Origin of the sequence: Rubinisphaera margarita, from assembly GCF_022267515.1 — a bacterium.
In the GTDB taxonomy this organism is placed as follows: Bacteria; Planctomycetota; Planctomycetia; order Planctomycetales; family Planctomycetaceae; genus Rubinisphaera; species Rubinisphaera margarita.
This window is the reverse complement of sequence record NZ_JAKFGB010000018.1, coordinates 1-20,834: the sequence shown is the minus strand read 5'-3', so window position 1 is coordinate 20,834 and position 20,834 is coordinate 1. Positions and strand designations below refer to the sequence as shown.

At 59.1% G+C, this 20,834-nt stretch carries 10 protein-coding genes; 6 read left to right on the top strand and 4 right to left on the bottom strand.

Translation table 11 applies throughout. The features are described 5' to 3' along the window. Nucleotides 1-126: 126 nt before the first annotated feature. Both L1A08_RS17790 and L1A08_RS17785 read left to right on the top strand, forming a co-directional pair. Complete coding sequence (locus L1A08_RS17790) at nt 127-3,666, top strand: hypothetical protein (RefSeq protein ID WP_238757873.1); 3,540 nt, start codon at nt 127-129, stop codon at nt 3,664-3,666. Continuing rightward, nucleotides 3,663-11,405 (top strand): hypothetical protein, encoded by a 7,743-nt coding sequence (locus L1A08_RS17785; RefSeq protein WP_238757872.1) that lies wholly within the window; start codon nt 3,663-3,665, stop codon nt 11,403-11,405. The genes L1A08_RS17790 and L1A08_RS17785 overlap by 4 nt, the downstream gene beginning before the upstream one ends. Nucleotides 11,406-11,671: 266 nt before the next feature. Here L1A08_RS17785 and L1A08_RS17780 read toward each other — a convergent pair whose 3' ends face one another. From L1A08_RS17780 to L1A08_RS17765, 4 genes are all read right to left on the bottom strand, one after another. After that, entirely contained in the window at nt 11,672-12,781 is a 1,110-nt protein-coding gene (locus L1A08_RS17780; protein WP_238757871.1) for a pyridoxal phosphate-dependent aminotransferase, read from the bottom strand. A 356-nt stretch (nt 12,782-13,137) separates the two neighbouring features. Continuing rightward, complete coding sequence (locus tag L1A08_RS17775) at nt 13,138-14,619, bottom strand: leucyl aminopeptidase (protein WP_238757870.1); 1,482 nt, start codon at nt 14,617-14,619, stop codon at nt 13,138-13,140. Between the two features lie 100 nt (nt 14,620-14,719). Next, nucleotides 14,720-15,814: a sodium:calcium antiporter gene (locus L1A08_RS17770; RefSeq protein ID WP_238757869.1), complete on the bottom strand. Its 1,095-nt coding sequence runs from the start codon at nt 15,812-15,814 to the stop codon at nt 14,720-14,722. 131 nt (nt 15,815-15,945) lie between these two features. Further along, nucleotides 15,946-16,860 (bottom strand): M48 family metallopeptidase, encoded by a 915-nt coding sequence (locus tag L1A08_RS17765; RefSeq protein WP_238757868.1) that lies wholly within the window; start codon nt 16,858-16,860, stop codon nt 15,946-15,948. A 381-nt stretch (nt 16,861-17,241) separates the two neighbouring features. Here L1A08_RS17765 and L1A08_RS17760 point away from each other — a divergent pair, with 381 nt between their 5' ends. From L1A08_RS17760 to L1A08_RS17745, 4 genes are all read left to right on the top strand, one after another. Beyond that, nucleotides 17,242-17,658: a PDZ domain-containing protein gene (locus L1A08_RS17760; protein ID WP_238757867.1), complete on the top strand. Its 417-nt coding sequence runs from the start codon at nt 17,242-17,244 to the stop codon at nt 17,656-17,658. A 176-nt stretch (nt 17,659-17,834) separates the two neighbouring features. Continuing rightward, nucleotides 17,835-18,968, top strand: a complete 1,134-nt coding sequence (locus L1A08_RS17755; protein WP_238757866.1) for a 3-oxoacyl-[acyl-carrier-protein] synthase III C-terminal domain-containing protein — start codon at nt 17,835-17,837, stop codon at nt 18,966-18,968. A gap of 28 nt (nt 18,969-18,996) precedes the next feature. Beyond that, nucleotides 18,997-19,662 (top strand): iron-containing redox enzyme family protein, encoded by a 666-nt coding sequence (locus L1A08_RS17750; RefSeq protein ID WP_238757865.1) that lies wholly within the window; start codon nt 18,997-18,999, stop codon nt 19,660-19,662. 14 nt (nt 19,663-19,676) lie between these two features. Then, the gene (locus L1A08_RS17745; protein ID WP_238757864.1) at nt 19,677-20,597 is read left to right on the top strand and encodes a DUF6999 family protein; all 921 of its coding nucleotides are present in this window, start codon (nt 19,677-19,679) and stop codon (nt 20,595-20,597) included. The last annotated feature ends 237 nt before the right edge of the window (nt 20,598-20,834 follow it).

The window sequence follows — 20,834 nt, the reverse complement described above, 5'->3', positions numbered from 1 at the left end:
GAAATGAGCTGGACTGGTTCCTCATGGGCCGGTCCGAGCTGATGGCTGTGCCATCTCTGATATCCAGAGTCCGATCGGTTCTGATCGGACCCGTTGCATCGCGATTGACCATCCACGGGAAAACCCATGTCTGCGTGCTTCAATTGCTGCCGGAACCGCGTTCGTTCCGGCGTGCCTGCCCGGCCCTGCTTCCTGCCTCTGCTGGCTTCGTTAATGGCAGTCTGGCTGGGCGTAGTGATGCTCGGTTCCGTAACGCAGGCCCAGGAAACTCCTGCTCCGGACGCCCAGGCGGCTTCAGAGACGCCGCCGGAAACACCGGCTTCGACCGACGCGGCGGCTGAGCAACCCGCTGGAGGAAACGACGCCGCGGAAGAGGGCGCTCAGCCAGGTCCGGTCGATCATCTGATTTACATCCCGTACGACCGGCTGAGCGATGTAATCGATCGGCTGAAATCCAAAGTCGTCCTGTCTTACGAAGAGTATCTCGATCTCGTCCGCCGAGCCGAACAGGGACAGGAGGGAACAGATCCACAGTCAGCTGCGGTCATCTCCAGAGCGACGTACGTCGGAACCGTGAAAGGGGAAGTCGCCGAGATCACCGCGACGTTCGAGTGCAGGGCGCTGGCGAAGAAATGGGCCGCTCTGCCCGTCAACTTCGGCGATGCAGCGGTCGGGGAGATCAAAACCTCCGCCGGAGAAAGCGTCCTGCTGCGCGGGACGGGAGCAGGAACTTACGAACTGCTGTTTCCGACGGCCGGCGAATACACCGTGACGGTCAGCCTGTTGAAGAAGATCAAGCAATCGCCGTCTGGTCCGACGTTGGAATTAACGGTTCCTTCGGTCGGGATCACGACCTTCCAACTGACGGTGCCGAAGACCAATCAGAAGATTCAGATCAGCCCGCGGCATCTGGAGGTCCCTTTGCCCGCTCCGCCGGAAGGTGATGTCTCGGCCATTGCCGTGAGTCTCGGAGCGATTGATCGAGTCATCGCTTCATGGGCCCCGGATGTGAGCGACCGCCCGGAAATGGATCTGTTGACCACGGTCAACAACCAGTTGCAGGTCACCGTGGGGGAAGGGCTGATTCATACCTCGGCCAAATTGAGTTATCGCGTTTTACGTGGCGAACTGCAGACGATGCGGATCGCTGTCCCCAAAGGAGACCGGATCCTGGATGTGACCAGTTCCACACGTCTCGAAGGCTGGACGGTGGCTCAGGAAGACCAGCGGCAAGTCATCGAGATCAAGCTGCTCGCCCCGGTTGAAGGGAGTTGCGAGGTGGAGATTCACACCGAACGATCCCTCTCGGAAGAAAACGTTTCCCTCGCGGGGATCGGCGAGAATGGAGCCGCCCACGGGATTCACAGTCTGGATGTGACCCGCGAACAGGGCCAGATCGCTCTGATGCACGGCGAAGAACTGAATCTCGTGGTGCAGCAACAGGCGGGGCTCGTTCGGACCGATCTGGGCGAGAAGTCGGATGCCCAGCTCGCCTTCCGTTATTTCTCGCCGCGAATCGAACTCGTGGTGAAAGCCGAACCGGTTCAACCGATTCTGGATGTGAAACTCGACAGTCTCGTTGTCTTCCGCGAACAGCGGATCGAACTGGTGTCGTCGCTGTCGTACGACATTACCAAGGCCGGTCTGTTTCAACTGCAGTTGAAGATTCCCGAAGGGTTCGAGCTGACGAACGTCGAATGTGCCCAGATGGCCGAGTATCAGCTCGATGAGCAGTCTCGCGTGTTGACTCTCGCATTGAAAGAACGGACCCAGGGCAATGTGGCCGTCGGGATCCGTGGCTACGTCCCGCCGCCCGAAGGATATTTGCAGGGGGAGACGGCTGAACTCGACAACCTGCCATTGTTCGAACCAATGGGCGTTCGGCAGGAGGAAGGGCGAATCGGCGTCTTTACGATTGAAGCCATCGAACTGGCCGCCGAAGAAAGCCAGATCCGCAATGCGCAGTCGATCCCTAATAGCGAACTGGGCGACTATCACTTTCGCGACACTCAGATCCGAGCTGCCTGGAAGTATCAGACCCGTCCGGTCGAAATCCCGGTTCGCACCGTGCGGCGTCCGACGCGGTTGACTGCAGAAGCGGCGACCACGGTTCAGGTCCAGCCTTCGGGAATCTCGGTCAACACCGAGGTCTGGTTTCATGTCCAATATGCCGGGGTCGATCAGTTCCGCATCGCCGTGCCTCGTGAGTACAGCAGTCAGATCGAGATTGAAACGGCGGACAAATCGAGCGTGCCCATCCAGCAGAAGACACCGGAACAAGCCGAGGAGGAGAGTCCCTGGGTTGTCTGGCTGATTCAGACGCAGCGACCGGCCACCGGCTGGCAGCGGTTCCGTTTGACTTACGACATTTCGCTGCAGTCCGGACAGGAAGCCGCGGAGAACGAAGCCGATCCGGCGGCCACGCCCCCTCGCAACGAGACGCTGCTCATCCCCAAAGCCCTCGGCCTGGCAAGGCCCGCCGGTCGTGAGATCGAACTGATCCGGTCGAGCGGAGAAGTTGTCGTCCAGACCGATCCCGCTTTGTCCGTTCTCGTTCAGGGAGAGGGTGCCGGACTGGAGCCGATCGACGTTCGCGAACTCAACCGTTTGCCCTCCAACGGACATCAGGCGTTTCGTTACCCGTTCCAGAAGGACGAGGAACCGATTCAACTCGCGTTGACGGTGTCTCGTTACGACGTCGCAGAGGTAGTCAGCACGGTGGTTTCGCGGATGCTGACGGAATTCGTCATCGGCAATTCGACCGATGTGGCGGTCCGCTCGCGACTGCAGGTCCGCAGCAGCCAACGCCAGCGACTGCTGATCCAGTTGCCCGAGTCGGCGCAACCGATGGTGGTGCAGATCGATGGCGAAACGCGAGTCCTGCAACGGGGGGAAGAGTCGTCGGACGCGGATCTCGTGAACTATGTGCTCAATGTCAGTCGCAGTAAGAGCTCCGATGAGCCTTTTTTGCTGACGTTGCAGTACCTGATGACCGGACAGGAACTCTCCGAATCAACACTGCGAGGGGCGGCCGAATTCCCACTCCCACGATTGCTGACCGCCAGTGAGAACGCGGCCGTCGTGCAGGAAAGTCGGTGTATCGTCTGGCTCCCCGAACGATACGTTCCCGTTCGTGCCGAGTTGCCGTTCCGGCGGATCAGCGCTTCGCGCAGTGCCTCGATCTCGACAGGCATTCAGAACGATACCTATTACGTGGATCAGACCAAATGGCTGGCGACACCCGGGGGAGCTGTGAACTTCCCGACAGAAGGTGTGCCCTACATCTACACCGCTGTCGGCAGCAGTGAGTCGCTGGAGCTGTCTTACTGGAACCGCGACTACGTCACTGCTCTGCTCACGCTGCTGCTCCTCGTGATCGCACTCGTGCTGGTGAAGTCGACGTGGGAGAATAAGATTCTGGTCCTGCTGGTCGCCGCGACGATTCTGGCGGCTGTTCTGCAGTTTATGCCCGACCTCGTCGAAGAGGCGGTCTACTCCGCTCGGTTCGGAATTGTGATTCTGCTGCTCGTCTGGTTCGTGCACGGTCTGTTTCAGTTGAGGTATTGCTGCAGACCCTCTGAGCCGGAAACGGAGTATGCCGAACTCGACGACCGATCGCTGCACGACGATGAGCCCCCTCATCGGGACCAGGAGGGGCAGGTATGAAATCGCTCGTTCCGTTCCTGATGTTGATGCTGCTGATAACCCCGGCTCAGCGTCTCGTCGCTCAGCCGAATAACGAGGCCGAACGTCTTCCAGACGATCGCTACGAACGCATTTATGTGCCCGAAAATGCGCTGGCCGAATACTGGTCCCAGGTGGAGCCAGGCGTCCTGGTTGACCGCAACGAATTCGAGCAGTTATTGCAGAACGCCGAACAGGCGACCCCCGGCCCGGAAGGCCGTCCGGTTCAGATTCTGATCGAGCATGTTGCTTACGAAGTGGTCCTGCAGGGAGACGTTATCGCGGTGACGGCAAACTGCCGGATCTCGAAGTCGGTCGCCGGCTGGGCGTGTCTTCCGTTGCCGATCCGACAGGTGACGCTGGAGAAAGCGACCTGGAAGGGACAACCGGCTCCGCTTGGACTGTCGGGGCCTTGCGAGGGCCCGGTCATGATCACCGACTTCGTGGGAGCCGATACGCTCACGCTCGAAATGACACTGCCGGTCGTTCGAGCCGGTACCGATGAACTCGGAACGCTGAGTCTGATCCCCGGCGTGCCGTCGACCCTGTCCGTTGAAGTCCCAGCCGGTCGTCGGCTGCGGTTCAATGGCGATCGACTGGAGGAATCTCAGAAAGCCGCCGATGCCCGGACGATTACGCTCCCCGCGGGGGGAGCGGCACAGGCCCAGCTGCAGTGGACTGATGCCATTGAGGAGTCGCTCGACGAATCTCTCGTCTTCGCCCAGACCGTGTACGCTGTCGGTCTCGAGCGTGACAGCCTCGACTGGCAGACCGTGACGCAGATCGATTCCTATGGAAAGCGGTTCTCTCGGCTCGAATTCTCCGTTCCCAGCCGGCTGGAGATCACCGATGTTGCCGCCACGGGACTGGAAGCCTGGGAACTGCTGGACGATCCGGAAGACCCGCAACGAACTCAGGTTGTGCTGACGTTTCGCGAAGTGCTGCCCGAACGCACACGTGTCACGATGCGCGGCATTCAGCTCGCGACCGAGAACGAAGAGTGGACAGTCGCTACTTTGCAGTTGAAGGGAGCGACCACACATACCGGCGGATTGAGCATTTCCTCTCCGGGAGAGATTCGTGTGAAGACTCTCGCCATGGAGGGCATTCGACCGGCAACACGGAACTGGAAAGCGATGGAGGGATTCACTCCGCAGGGGCCAATGCGGTTCTACGACTGGTGGCAGTCCGATTTCGTGTTTCGACTGGCCGTCGATGAAACAACTGGGGAAGTTCAGGCCGCCGTCTCGCAGCGGCTTGATCTGCAGGAACTGGAGATGAGCCTGCTCGCCGCCTTTACGCTGCAGTCGCTGTTTGCTCCGCTTTACGAAGTCCAGGCCGATCTGCCCGAAGGCTGGACGGTCGATCTGGTTCAACAGGATGCCGCTCCCATCGAATGGCAATACGTCTCCCGAGGAGAAGGCGGGGCGCGGATTCGGATTCCCCTGAATCCTCCGCTGGCTGCGGGGCAGAAACGATCGATTTCCATACTGGTTCGTCAGTCGCGCGTCGAAGGGGAAGATGGCGGAGGGATGACGTTCTCACTTCCGGAAATCAATCTGGACAATGTTCAGATTCTGGAAGGCGCTTACACCGTTGCCGGAAGCCCGCGGCTTGAGGTCGTGCCGCAGGAGATCACCGGCATGGATCCCGTGTTCCTGGGGACACCGGAAGAGTTGTTCTCCTATCGCTATCAGAATGCCGAAATCGACGGCCGCATCGAAGTTCAACGCAAGCCGTCTCGTTTCAATGTGATGAAGCTGACGACCGTCGATGCCGATGAGCAGTCGATAGCCTTCGGGCATCGCGTGGAACTCGACATCAGCGGGGGAGGTCTCAGGGAACTGCAGATTGAACTGCCGGCTCTGATCCCGGTGAAAGGAGAGTTTCAGATTTCGGGAGACGCGCGGATCTCCCGCCAGCGACAGCGGGAAGTCGATGAGAAAACCGTCTGGGACCTGACGTTTGATCGTTATGTGACGGGGACAATTCGGCTGTCACTGCAACTCGTGCTGCCTCGCGAAGACGCCGAGTCGATGTCGGTGCCTCTTCTGCAGTTCAAACAGGCGGAACTCCAGGAACAGTATGTGGCGTTTCTGGCGGATGAAGAACAGTACGTCGATGTCACGGCCACGTCCCAGCGGGGCACGGCGGTCTCGCCGATTGACCCGACGGATCTGCCGATGCCAGCGGAAGTGGGTACGAAGCGGGTTGTCACCGGCTATCACCTGATCGAACCGGATGCGACGATCGAGTTCACGCTGGACGAGTTCACCGCTCACGCCGTGCCTCGCGCTGTCGGTCAACAGTTGTTGATCGATACGCTGCTCGTGAACGATTCCCACATTCAACAGCAGGCGCAGCTGACTCTCCTGGCAGCCGGTGTGCAGAGTCTGCTGGTAGCATTGCCGGAAGGGGCGGTGCTTTGGTCGGCAACCGTTGATGGAACACCGATGACAGTCCGCAAACTTACTCAGGGATTCATCGTGCCTCTGCCAGCAACCGGAACGGACGGGACCCCGCGGGCCATTCGCCTGCTTTATCGTCGACCAGCCGCGACGACAACCGGAACCTGGACCGAACGACTCGACGTTCCCGAGTTTCGTGTCGACATCGGTCAGAGCGAGACCATGTCGCTGCCGATCATGCAGACCGACTGGAAGGTTCATCACGCCGTCGACACGGTGCTGATGCCGGTCGATGAGAACGTGGAATTGATCTCACAACCTCGCCGCTCGACCTGGCTGGAACGGGTCTGGGAACGATTGCAGACGCTCACCTGGTCGACCTTGATCACGAATCTGCTTATCGGTCTGGTGGTCGTTGGCGTCGTGGCGGGATTGACGTTGCTGCGGAATCACTTCGGCTACAGCGTCTCCATCGTCGCTCTTCTCGTGTTGGTCATCGTGCTGCCGATCTTTCTGCTTCTCGGCGGACAGTCCGCTCGTCGATCTGCGCGAATCCTCAACCCCGCTGGAGCCGAACAGATGACGATGGAAGGTCTTGAAGCGACCCCGGCCGACGACCGTTATCTGCTCGGTGATTTTGAGAATAATAATGGGCAACCACTGCCAGCGACGATCCAGTCACTGGATACCCTCAGTGTCGGTGGCGGCAACGATGGGGCAGCAAACGGCGTCGAACTGCAACTGGCGAAGCCACAGTCGGCTCCTGACGCGCCTGCGAATCCTTTTGCAGCGACAACGGAGCCGGCTCAACAGAGTAATTCCAGTTCCGAAGCACGTCAGGTCGACGAACTGGCCGCTAATCTTGCCGGGCAGGCTGACCTGCCTCAACGGGTTCAAGCCCCTCAAGCAGGGAAGCCGTTGGATGGGCTGATGTCTCTGGCTGTCGGATTGCAGATTCCCGAAGGCTTGAGGACGACTCATCTGCAGACATTCCGCGTTCCGGAGAATGTGCGTGTCCGAGTGTTGTCCGAAGAACTCGTCTGGCATTCCCGCTGGCTGGTCGCCGCGATTGTGGCGTTGGTCTGCTGGCTGATGCGAGAGCTCAGTTGGGCGAAACGGTTGTTGGTTAGTGTGATCCTCTTCGGAATCCCGCTGGCTCTCATCGGAGTCACGCCGCGGCTATTTGACCCGGTGCTGGAGGGGGTATTGATCGGAACCTGGATCGGGTTGTTCGGTTGGATGCTCCGGACCACGGTGCTGCTGATCGCCCGGGGATGTCGGACGTGTGGGCGGTTCTTCGCGAAACTCAGTCCTGCTTCCGCCGCTGCCGGACTCGGACTGTTGCTGTTCTGTTCGGGCAGCTACGCCGAAGACAAAGTGCCAGCCGCTCAACTCGCCGTTCCGAAAGCAGATTCGGTTCAGGCTGAGAAGATTCCGCTCGTCTTTCCGTACGCTCAGGGGACTTCGCCTCTGGCGGCTCAGCGTGTGTTCGTGCCGAAGGATCACTATCTGGATCTGTGGCGGGCGACTCATACAGACGATTTCGCCGAACCGGCTCCGTTGGATCATCAGGTCAGCGAAGCCTCGTACGTGGTTCGTGTTCAACCCCCGGGAGACGGAGAGCCCGCATCCCGTCAGGCCGTTTCCATGCAGGCCCGCTATGTTGTGCGCAGCTATCGTGATCAGCCGCAACTCGTGCCGCTTCCGATCGCACCGCTGTTGCTGCAGTCGATCGAAGTGAACGGCAAACCGGTGACTGCTTCCACGGACGCGGGCGTCAGCACGAATGTGCTCGTCGGCAGCAAAGGACTGCACCTTGTCGACGTCAACTTCCTGATCCCCGCCAGCGCGATCGGCAGCGCGGGTCAGTTCAGTGTCAGGCTGGACCCGGTCGCTGCGGGGTCAATGTCCTTTGCCTTACCGGCTGCCGATGTGCAACTGCGGGTCAACGACGGGGAAGTGCCGTACGAACTCGTGGAACGGGACGGTACCACTTACGCCGAGTTCGCCGTTGCGGAAGGGGGCGAGTATCGCCTTTCCTGGCAGCCGAAGGTTTCTTCCGCTCAACTGCAGTTCCTTTCGAGCGAATCGACGCGACAGGTTCTGGTGCGAGAAGTCGGGGTAGAACTGCGGTATGCCTTCAAGTTTCAGATCGCCCAGGGGAGCTTCTCCGAAGTTCTTTTTGAACTGCCTGCTTCGGTCGCTTTGAAATCGCTTTCGGGTCAGGATCTCGCCGGCTGGCAGAAACAGGCCGACGGCCGACTGCGGGTTTTGCTCAAGCGTTCGGTCGAAGACAGCACGACAATCGCCATGTCGCTGTTCGCTCCGTTGAGCGTGTCGACTGAGCGTCAACAGTTTGTCTGTCCCGATGTCATCCCTCAGGGGGTGACGAGAGAAATCGGAACCTGGGCGGTCGGCTGGGAACCGTTGCTCGATGTTGTCGTCTCGTCGACCCAGGGTGTGCGACAGCTGGGCGTGGAGCAGTTCAAGCCGATCGATAATCTCCGGACGATTTCCACGATCGAACGTGTCTATCGTTTCTCTGGACGCCCTCAGGAGATCACTCTCGAGATCCGCCGGGAACCGACGCAGGCCGATGTCACCCATTACACGCTGCTCGATCTGCAGCCTCATAAAACACAGGTGGCCACGGTTCTGGATGCCGTGCTGAAAGGGGAGCCACGCTTGTCGATCGATGTCGCCCTGCCAGCCGGAATGCAGGTTGTCGAGGTGCAGGGACAGGCGATTCAGGACTGGTTCCACACGGCTGCCGGTCCGAATGAGTCTGAAACATTGACCGTACTTTTCTCAAGTCCGCAGCAGGGCAAGATTCGCGTCGCCGTTCGCGGATTCATTCAACAGGAGTTGAACGAGACGAGTCAGCTGGAACTGCAGGGATTGCGGATGAGCGGAGCAACCACCTCCCGCGAGTATCTCGGCGTGGGGGCGTCGGCGGCGTTTGGCGTCATCGTGACCGACGCCGGTTCCGCGCAGACGCTGGCTGCCGAGAAGCTGCCGGATGTCATGCGGTCGGTGGCACAGTTTCCGTTGCGGATCGGCTTCTTTCAGTCACGCGTCGACTCCACTCCGGTGACGATTCGTCTGACCCGGGAGGATGCGCAACTGAAAGCCAGCTCGGTCACGGTGATCGCGGTCACCGATGTCTCAATCGATTATGGAATCTCGTTGCAATGGAAGATCTCCAAAGCCGGCACCGATCGTTTTGCCTTCGTCGGGCCGACGTGGATGCAGGAGCGAATCGAGTTTGAATCCGATGGGATCCGACAGATACGCACCGAAAAGGTGGATGACCAGCGGACGCGGTGGATCATTGAAACAAGGACGCCGCAAAGCTCCGCGTTCTTCGCCAGTGCGGTCATTTCGCTGCCTTATCCCGCCGATCAAACGGTCCGCACTCCGCTGATTCGCTTTATCGCGGGTGCGGCCGACGGGGAAGGGGAGTCGCCGGAACTCGACATTCAAGGCAACTACGCCGTTCTGGTCAATCTCGGTCAGCAGACGCTGGAGCCCATCTCGCAGCACGACGCCTATCTTGTTTCTCGAAACGAACTTCCTCTGCAGGTTCCCGATTCCCTCGTTCAACGGGCGATGGAGATCATCCGCGTGACACCGGCTGTGGTTCCCAGTTGGGAACTCAAGCCGCTCGAAGAGCAGGAGTCACCCGCCGCGACAATCTTCTTCGCCGAGCTGACAACCGTGATCGATCGACCGGGCACCTATCGGACCCAGGTGACGTATACAGTGAAAAATCGTCGCCGCCAGTTTCTCCCGGTGATGCTTCCCGAAGGGGAGCAGCTTCTCTCGGTGCTGGTGAATAATCAGGCGGCTCGAGCCGTCCGCCGAACGGTTGAAGGACAGGAACTTCACCTCGTTCCGTTGCCGCCGGGTGGGGCTGCGAATCTCGCCTATGAAGTTCGACTGGTGACTCAGGGAGCACTCGACGCCGGCCTCGGTGCGGCGTGGTGGGGGCGGGCGCTGGAGTTGAAGCGGCCGGACATCCTTTCCCGGGACACGTCGTCGGAATTTGGCGTGCCGGTGCTCTATACGGTCTGGCGCGTGAGTACGCCGGATGATTACATTGTGACAGCCGTCGAAGGAGCCGCCACAAACATGGGCACCGCCGAGAGCCGGGCGGTGAGCGATGTCCGCGTTTACAACCGCCTTCAGGAACTTTCCGAACTCGCCGAAATCGCCCGCAGCAAGGCGTACTCGTATAAACAGCGAGCCTTGGCGGTCAGTAACTATGAAAGCCTCAAGAAAGGGTTGGCGGACGCCGCACAGGAAGGCGAAGTCAACGAGTCGATCCAGCAACAGATTCAGGCAGCCGAGACGTCCCCGGTCGAATTTGGCGATCAGCAGGCTCTCATGGGAGAACCGGTTTCCGGAGCGGAATCGCAATCGCTCGGGCGTCTGTTTGTCCTCGGGTGCAATCAGGACATCCAGGTCTCGAACGGTTTCGCCGAACAGAATCGCGGTGTGAACTCGGGCCTCGATCGGAATGGATCCGTCAACTTCTCCACGCAGCACTTCCAATTGGAGAAAGCCACTCCACCGGTGAGCGACAAGAAGAACAAGGATCTGATGCAGTTCCAGGAGCGGGAGTTGAACCGTCGAATGCTGCTCGAGGAAAGTGTGCGCCAGAATTCGATTGTGATCGAACAGAATCAGCAGAGTATGGGACGGAGAAGCGGGGTCTCGAAAGGGGCCGCTCCAGGAGAGTCGAAGTCCGAACGGGAACAGCTGAAACGCTTCGCTGTTCCGCAATCGCGTACTGAAGATCTCGGCCTTACCTATTCATTTTCGGATTTCGCCGTTGTACCGGAGATCACCGATGAAAGGGCTCCGGAGATGGGTATGGGAGGAGCGTTCGGCATGGAACGCCTTGCCGAGCAGGCGGTTCCAAGTCGTGGCGAAGCGGTGATCGGGCTGTCTCTGCCGATCGCATTGCCCGTCTATGGACAGACAACCGTCTTCTCCAAAGTCGGCGGTGATCCTCAACTGACGATTCGAGTCCAGTCATCTGAACGGGTCGGCACGCTCCTCGGCTGGGGCTGGCTGGTCCTCTGCAGTGGACTGATCGTCGCCCTGGTCATCGTGAGCGTCCGAGCTTCCGACCCAGCCGCCCGCAGACGTCCGGTCAGCGGCGTGCTGATCCTGATGGGACTCGCCCTGTTCGTCATCCTCCCCAGCGGCTCCGGCTGGCTGGCCATGCTCCTGCTCATCGGAGCCTGCATCGCCGCCTTCCGAAAACCGAAGGAAGAAACCCCGACCGAATCGGCCGTGGTCACGTAAGACACGCAGAGTGGCCCGTCCGCCACGACGGGCGGGTCGCGTTAGCGACAAGAGGACGCGCCATCCGCGTCCTTTGTTCTGGAATCGTTCGTCACAGGAAGAATCCTCGACGATGGCGGGGCCTCTTGTGACTTCGTCACCCGTCCGGGCCGGACGGGCCACCCACCATCTTGTTCAACGTCAATCTGACCTTAAGGCTGCAGGGATACGGCTTCGCGTATCCCCGCCGACATGGCTGAATTCAGCCGCGACGAGGGAGTCCCGTCTCAACGGGCGTGGAGCAGGTCTTTCAGCACCTTGGCTCCGCGTTCGAGCGTTTGTTCCGTCGCGGCATACGAAACTCGGAAGTGGGTGTCTTTGCTGCTGAAGACATTGCCGGGAATGATGAGCAGGTTGCGGGCAATCGCTTCTTTCACGAATTCCGTGCCGGTCCCCCAGGGGGCTTTCACGAACAGATAGAAGGCTCCGCCGGCTCCGTGGATCTCGTAATCCTTCAGCTGGTCGAGCATGTAGTCCCGTTTGCCGCGGTAGTCGTTGACTTCGTTTGTCATGTCGACATCGCAGGCGGCCAGCGCGGCCCATTGAGCGGGATGCGGCGAGCAGACAAACGTAAACTGCTGCAGTTTGAGCATCTGCTGCACGATGTGCTGCGGGCCGTGGCAGATGCCGACGCGGTGACCAGTCATCGAGTGCGATTTGCTGAAGCCGTCGATGACGATCGTCTGCGGGTTGTATTCGACCGGGCTGCAGAAGTTGTCGTCGTAACAGAAGGTGCGGTAGATCTCGTCGCTGATCAGGGCGATGTCGTGTTTCATCGCCAGTTCGGCCAGTCCCTGCACTTCTTCCGGGCTGGCGACGGCTCCCGTCGGGTTGCTCGGGCTGTTGAAGAGGATGACCTTGGTGCGGTCGGTGATCGCCGCGGCGACTTTGTCGATGTCGATCTTGAAGTCGGGATAGGTATCGATCTGGACGACTTTGCCGCCGGCGAGGGTCGTCAGATGCTTGTACATTACGAACCAGGGATCGAAGACGATCACTTCGTCACCCGGGTTGACCAGCGTGCAGAGGGCCAGCATCAGCCCGCCACTGGTGCCGCTGGTGATGAACGCCTTGCGGTCGTCCTGTCCGTATTCGCGATCGACATCAGCCTGAATCCGGTCGATCAGCGGCTTGATGCCCTGCGTCTGACTGTAGGCGTTCCGGCCGCTTTCAATGGCCTGATGAAACGCCTCCCGGATCGGCTCGGGCGTGTCGAAATGCGGCTGCCCGATGCTGAGGTTGATCGGGTCGGTCATCGTCGCGGCGAGGTCGAAGACCTTGCGAATCCCGGACGCATCGATATTCCGCATCCGGTCAGAAATCCAGTTCTCACTCATCGCTGTTGTTCCTGATCGGAAAGTTCGGCTTCATAACCCGTAACGTCATTGAGGACCTGAGAGAAGGCCCTCGCTCACGCTTCGGGTTGGGATGGTTCATAGGTGTAGGTCATCAACAGTTCCCTCGCCCCCTTGGGGGAGAGGGCTAGGGTGAGGGGGAAATGCGGGTGGCATGCTTCACAGGCCGCTGGGTTCATTTTGGAAAAGAACGTCGCTGGTTGATCGCCCCCTCATCCGCCCTTCTGCACCTGGCAGAGATATCAAGCCGCTCCCTCTGGAGGGGGCGAAGGAACATCAATGGCCTGACATTAATCGGTGGCCAAATCGCGACAACTTTATCAGGACCGTCGACAACGTCAGGCGGTTCGCTTTTTCAGGAGTTCGAGGACGGTTCTCAGCAGAACGCCAGTGGCGCCGCCGTCGCGTTCCGGTTTGCTTTCCGAGCGGAAGGCCGGGCCGGCGATGTCGCAGTGAATCCACGGCGTTTCGCTGACGAACTTTTCCAGGAACTTGGCCGCGGTGATCGCTCCGCCCCAGCGGGCACCGACGTTGCGGCAGTCGGCGACGTCGGACTTGAGCTGATCGTTGAACGAGTCGCACATCGGCAACTGCCAGACCTTTTCCCCGGTCGTTTCGGCGGCCTGAACGAGTTCGTCGCACCAGTCCTGGGAGTTGGTGAAGAGGCCCGAATAATCTTCGCCGAGTGCGACGACGCAGGAGCCGGTCAGCGTGGCGAAGTCGATCATCTTTTCGCAACCATCATCGACGGCATAGCTGAGAACATCGGCCAGGACGAGACGCCCCTCGGCATCGGTGTTGAGGACTTCGATGGTCGTGCCGTTGCGGGCGGTCAGGATATCACCAACGCGATACGAACGACCGCTGATCATGTTTTCGACGAGGCCGCAGTAACCGCGAACATTGATCGGCAGCTTCAGAGCGGCAACCGCGTGCATAATGCCGAGCACGGTGGCGGCTCCCGACATGTCCGACTTCATCGTCTTCATGCTGTCGCTCGGTTTGATAGACAGTCCGCCGCTGTCGTAGGTCACGCCTTTACCGATCAGCGAGATGAAGGGGGCATCTCCGGCGCCCTTGTATTCGAGTTTCACCATGCGCGGCGGCTGGTCGGACCCCTTTGCGACCGCCAGCATCGATCCCATCTTTTCCTTCTGCAGCTGAGCTTCGTCGAAGATCTGACAGGTCAGTCCAACTTCTCCGGCGAGGGACGCGGCTCGATCGGCGAAAGTGGTCGGCGTGACTTCGCTTGCGCAGCGGTTGATCAGGTCGCGAGTGATGTTGATCGACTGTCCCAGAATTCGTCCGTTGGCGACCGCCTGATCGGCGTTGTCGCCAGCGTTGAGCAGCTGGACAGACTGGTACGGGAACTTCTTCTTTTCCTGCTGGTAAACTCCCTGTGTGAGCACGCCGACTTCGATCGCCGCGGCGGCGAGTTCGAGCTGACGCTGCTGATCGACCTGGGAGTTTTCCACGCCCGGGAGAACCCAGGCAATATTTCGATCGGCTTTATCGCAGAGGGCCCGGGCGGCTGTGCAGAAGGCTTTGAAACGGCTGGCTTCGTTGTCGACGCTGGCGTCGGCTTTCCCCATGCCGACGAGCAGAACTCGAGCCGGCAGCGGAGCGGCCTGACCATAGAGCAGGCGGGTTTCACCTGCCTTCTTCGGCATGTCGTCCGATTCGAGGAGGCGGGGCAACAGCTGTTCGACCGCTTCGGCCAATTGCTGGGGGACCGCGGAAGTCGACCCGTTGCTGATGAACAGCACGAGACCATCGAGTTTCTCATCCGACGAAAGCTCCTGAGCAGCGCGAATCTCCATCTCGATCGTTTCTCCTTGTTGGAATCGTTTCTATTCCTGCGGGACGGGCAGGGTCGGCGGCAACACCGCGGTGATCTCCCGGGAAGAGTCGGAGTCCGTCTTACAGACTCACAACGAACTGGGACACCGTATACCCGACGTACATGATCAGTAACGGGATCCCCATCCACCGGCTGAAATGGCCGACGCGGGTGGCCCGGAAAATACAGGCGCGGAAGTAAACCAGGATCAGCATCATGGCAGGCAGATGCAGTCTCAGAAAGATATCCGGCAGCTTGGCACCCGCCTCGACAATCGGCAGCGGAGCCGCAGCGGCAGCCGCCCCGGTCACGAACAGAATGTTCAGAATGTCGGCTCCCAGCACATTCCCCACCAGCAGCTCGGGATGACCGCGACGAATGGCCGTGTATCCGACCACCAGTTCCGGCAGCGAGGTTCCGAGTGCCACCAGCGTCGCGGCGATGACGAGCTGCGGGATGCCGATGCGCACAGCCAGTTCGGAGACCGATTCAATGGCGAAGTGACCGGAGAAAATGACAACCACCAGTCCGGCGAGCATCATGCCGATCAGGGCCGGCACGCCTTTCTCCGTCACATGTTCGTCGGCGACATGAACCTCTTCATTGGGTTCGACATGTTCGGCGATGTTCTCGGAAACACGGGCGGTGGTTTCCATGGGATGTCGCCGCGACCATTTCACGGAAAAGATCATATAGACGCCCAGCAGAACCAACAGGCCGATTCCGACGGGCCGTGTAATCCGGGCAGCGTCGCCATCGCGAAAGTACATGAAGTAACAGATGGCCGAAAGCAGAGCCGCCGAACCAAACTGCACCCAGCCCTGCCGGGAAAGAATGTATTTGTCGGCAGGCAGGCGAACGAGTATGCAGCCAAGGCCGAAAATCAGGGCGGAATCGCAGATTACCGAGCCAATGGCATTGCCGAGCGCCAGACCGGCGTTGCCATTCCAGGCCGCCAGGACCGAGACGGCGCATTCCGGCGTCGTGGTGCCCAGCGAGACAATCGTGGCACCGACAACGACTTCGGGCATCCCGATCCGATAGGCCAGAGCGGAGGCGCCTTCGACCAGCCACTCCGCTCCCATCCGCAGGAAGTACAGACCGCCGATGGCGTAGATCAGCAGCAGGATCGAATTGGCCTCGACGAACCAGTGATGAGGAATGAGATGTTCCAAGACGACCTTTCGAGCCAGCGTGATGAGGAGCGAACGCGGAACGGACCGTGTCCACGGTTCTCACGACGCGTCAACTCTATCCGCTGTGGCGTATCCCCTCAACTGTGGAGAAGCGGGGGTGAACGGGCAGATTACGGTTGAGAGAAGAACGGATCATCCGTTTCCGGACCCTGCAGAGCAGCGGCAGGAACGATCTTGGAGTCCCCGGCGGGTGGTTTCCCGGCTAGGTTTCCCGTGCTGAAGATCGGCTTGCCCAGAGCGAACTGTTCGGGAGCCTGTTCATACTCCGCCAGTGCTTCGGGCAGCATCGCCTCGAGATCGGCGGCTCGCCGCTCGTCGGACGGGTGCGTCGACATGAATTCCGGGGGCTTCTCCGAGTTCAGTTGTCCGAACCGTTTCCAGAATCGCGGGGCTTCGCGAGGATCGTAGCCGGCTCGGGACATCAGGATCAGGCCGATTTCGTCCGCTTCCGTTTCATGCTTCCGGCTGTAGGGGAGAATGTATCCATATTGAGAGGCGGCTCCGAAAATGGCCCGCACGCGTTCCTGTTCCTTCTTCTCGCGATCCTTCGAATAGAAGTCGATGACTTTGCCTGCGGCTGTGACCGCGCCCTGTTGTGTCATTCGTTCGCCACCATGTCGGGCGATCGCGTGCGCAACTTCGTGAGACATCACCACGGCCAGACCGGCTTCATTCTCGCAGATCGGCAGGATCCCCTCATAAATGGCGACCTTGCCCCCGGGGAGTGCGAACGCATTCGCGGTCGGGGAATCGATGACCCGGAATTCCCACAGGTATTCATCGTGGCCCGAAGCCTCGGCAATACGTTTCCCGACCCGATTGACCATCTCGATGTAATGCTGATTCGTCGAGACCTTCTCTTCGGCCAGAATCTCTTCGTAGGCCTGCATGCCGAGTTGAACCTCGTGATGCTCTGGAATCAGGACCAGTTGCTTGCGGTTGCTTACGGGCGTGGAGCGGCAGCCGAAGGCGACCAGTCCGGAGACCAGTACCAGCACGACCAGAAGGATACGGAATGAAAACATCACGGCATCTCCGTCAGGGAGGGCGTCGGTGCGCGCAAAAAGTCTGGGAATGAAACGGGCGGAGATTAACAGCGATCCCCGAACCGACTCAACGGGAGTTCACTCAGACATTCCTCTTGACAGCCTCTTACAATCAGTGGCTGCCTGTTGGGAAGTCGTAAGTGGCTTTTCGGTAAGTGGTTGCGGTGTTTCGTGCTCCTGGCCCGCCCTGCGGAACCCCGACTTTCCGCCTGTCGCTTTGCACAATTTACAAAATCCTTTCCGATTGAAGGCCATTGGCCGTCCCGTGAACGCGTTGGATTTCGCCCTGTAATACATCAGGAGTTCAACAACACAACACTGAAATCCACCTTCAAAACAATAAGACAAAGGGACGAAACCATGACGCTTTCCAATGCTGCCAAACTGTTCGTTGCTGTCGCCGCGATCTCCTTCTCCGCTGTCTCGGTTCAGGCTGGTGAGCGACTCTATCTGGTGAAGCCGGATGTCGATCATCATCATCACGACGACGTGCCTAAACTCGGCTTCTACGGCAAGCAGACCTGCTACGGCATGGTTGTGAAGGGTGTGGTCAAAGGCTCCGAAGCCTGGCGAATCGGCTTGGAAGAAGGGGACGTGATCGTCAGCATCGACGGCTACCATCTGCACGACTCAGGCGACTATGAACGAGCACTTCGCCGAGCCGGGCATCATGCTGACCTGCGAGTCAAGGACGTCCGCGGCCGAGGAATCTTCACGATCCACGCCGACCTGGATCGCTGCCGCGGCGAGATCAAGTACTACTCCTACCGCGACTAATCGATAACCGGGACCGCTGCCTGTCCCGCAAAGCCGCCTTCGGAAACGAGGGCGGCTTTTTTGTTGGTGCTGCCTGAACGCAGATGATCCTGGACGTATGGTTAATCCCGGTTGCTTCCACTAGGATAGCATCGCCAGAAAAGCCCCTGCGAATTTACGACGTGCGGAATGATTGAATGCCGGATTCTGTCTATATCAACGCTCTCGGCAAATGCCTTCCGGGGCATCCGGTTTCCAATTCTGAGATGGAAGACTACATCGGTCGCATCCGCGGGCGTCCCTCTAGGCTCGGCAAAATCGCCTTACGGCACAACCAGATTCAGCAGCGGCACTATGCGATCCAGCCGGATGGCTCGACGAATTGGACGGTAGCCCGCCTGCAGCACACGGCATTGGAAGATGCTCTGCGGCAGTCGGAGATCGTTCCGCGAGATCTCTCGTTCCTGGCGTGCGGCACTTCTCAGAACGATGTGCTCTTGCCGGGTATCGGGAGCATGGTTCACGCGGAAAGCCGGTTGCCCCCGCTGGAGGTGGCCAGTTTCCAGAGTGTTTGTGCCAGCAGCATGATGGCCCTGAAGTACGCCCTGCTTCAGATCCAGTCGGGAGAACATACGACGGCGGCTGTCACCGCAGGTGAGTTTGCCAGTCGCTTTTTCCGCCCCGGGCATTACGAAGGAACCGTTGCTCTGAACGCCGATGAGGGACTCCCGCTGGCGGCGGAGTATCTCCGGTGGACTCTCTCGGATGGAGCAGGAGCCGCCATTCTCGAAGCGAAACCGAATTCACATGGCCGCAGTCTGAGGATTGACTGGATCCGGCTTCGATCCTTCGCCGACCGGTTCGATGCCTGCATGGTCGCCGGAAAACCGCTGAGGCAGTTCAGCGAGAGTCCACAGCCGTGGAACCTTCACGCGACTCTTGATGACGCTATTCGACAGGGAGCGTTCTTCCTCTGGCAGGACTTCGACCTGCTGGAGCAGATGCTGCCGGTGTGGGTGAATGCTTACGTCACGCTGATTCGAGAAGGACTGATTCGCGTCGACGAAATCGATCTGTTTCTCTGTCACTACTCCACGCATGGTCTGCGAAAGCAGCTGGTTCCGCTCATGAAGAAAGCCGGCTGCATGATTCCTGAAGAGCGATGGTTTAATAATCTCTACACACGCGGGAACACCGGCTCGGCGTCTCTGCTGCTGATGCTGGAAGAACTCTTGAATGAAGGACGTCTCGTACCCGGGCAGCGGCTATTGTGCGCGGTTCCCGAAAGCGGGCGGGCGATCGTTTCATTTATGCAGTTAACTGTTATTTGAGCGACCATTCACGATAAAGGTTGAGATTGTGTCACAACTGGCTGAAGCGGTTTTACAGGACCTGTTGATTGTCTGGAGCAACTTTGATTCGCAGCTGAATCAGGTGCCGATCATCGAGAAGCTGCAGCGGAAGAAGTTTCGTCTCGAGGACTATCGCACGCTGCTGCTCAACCTGCGGCAACAGGTGATTGAGGGCTCCGGCTGGATCAGCAGAGCGGCGTCATCGATGACGCCACCGTTCGCTGAGTTCCGATCGCGGTTGCTGCTGCATGCCGTCACTGAACATCGCGATTATGAACTCCTCGAACAGGATTTTCTTTCCGTCGGCGGGACGCTGGAAGAGATTCAGGCGGCCAGCAAGAACATTGGCTCTGAGGCATTCTCGGCTTACATGTATCATCAGGCATCACAGCCTAATCCGTTGCCGTTGCTGGGGGCGATGTTCATCATCGAAGGGCTTGGCCAGCACAAAGCCTCACAATGGGGCAGGGCGATCAAGGAGCAGTTGCAGCTGGACGCGGATCAGGTGAAGTTCCTGCTGTATCATGGCGAGAATGATCCCTCGCACATGGAAGAGTTCCATGAACTGTTAACGTTGAACGATTGGCTGACGGAAGCAACGGCAGAGCGAACCGTGACCATCGCGAAAGTCGTCGCCCGACTCTATCGCCTGCAACTCGAAGAACTCGAGTAAAAAGGAACTGCATCGTGGAACCTGTGCTCCTGGAAGCTCGGCAAAATCGAGCCGATAATCCCAATCCCTGGCTCGCACTCTATCTCGACAGCAACAGCTATCTCGACGACAGCGTCAAGAAGGCTCTGCTGAAGACGACGGCATCGTGGAGTCGGCGATTCGTGTTCCCGATTCTGATGCCGCTATCGCGTCTGGCACTGGCGTTTGTCAAACTTTTCAAGGTGATCAGTCCGTACTGGCCCAACTCCAGCTGGCTGTTGCACCACATGATTTACTACGGACTGAAGTGGTTCGTCACACCGGAAGCCAACTATCTGATTCTCAGGCACTTCAACATCGGCAGTGAAAACCTGAAATTCATTGAGACAAACGTTCCCGGAATCAGCATCAGTTCCACGAAGCCGCTCAAACCGAACACGCTGGAAGATCTGATCGACGATACGTTCCTGATCCACGATCTCAACATCTACAACTTCGTGATCGAGCTCAACGATCAGCTGAATTCGCATCAGCAGGAAATCGTCGCCGCCGATCAGTTGACGTTCGATTGCATCTCGGAAGATGGTTTCGGCATCGACATCGACAAGCTGCCCAATCGCTGGCACAACTTCATCGATCTCAGCACGGCTCTCGAAGTGTACACGCCGATGTATGCGCTGTTCCTGACCGATTCCGATTTCTGGCGCGCCAGTAATTCGCTGCAGCTCGACCAGACAATCGCTCTGTATCTCGCCCGTGTCCTCGGCAAGCCAGAGATGTCGGCACTCGTCAACAACCGACATCCGATGATTCCCGACTCCATTCTGTCGACGGCCTTCCGCCTGATGCTGCACGGTCACGACGCCGAAGCGATGCATGGGCTCCTTCGCAGAATGAAAAAGCAGGCCGTGACCAACTTCCCCAACGAAACGGAACAGTCCGCGGCGGACTCCTGAGCGGAAGGATGCACCTGCGGAAACTCGAACCCAACGCGATGGCCCAGACGCGTGCGTCTGGGGGGACGCAGTCACAAGAGGCCGGTAACCAGAGTCGAGTGGTCCACGTGGATGACTTGTGGAAATCTCCGGTTCAGACGACACAGATCGAAACACCTGCCACACCCGCTTCCTGTTGCTCGGAATGTGGGATCTATTGGTCAGAGGGTTTTCTGCCACTCAACGACTGTCTCATTA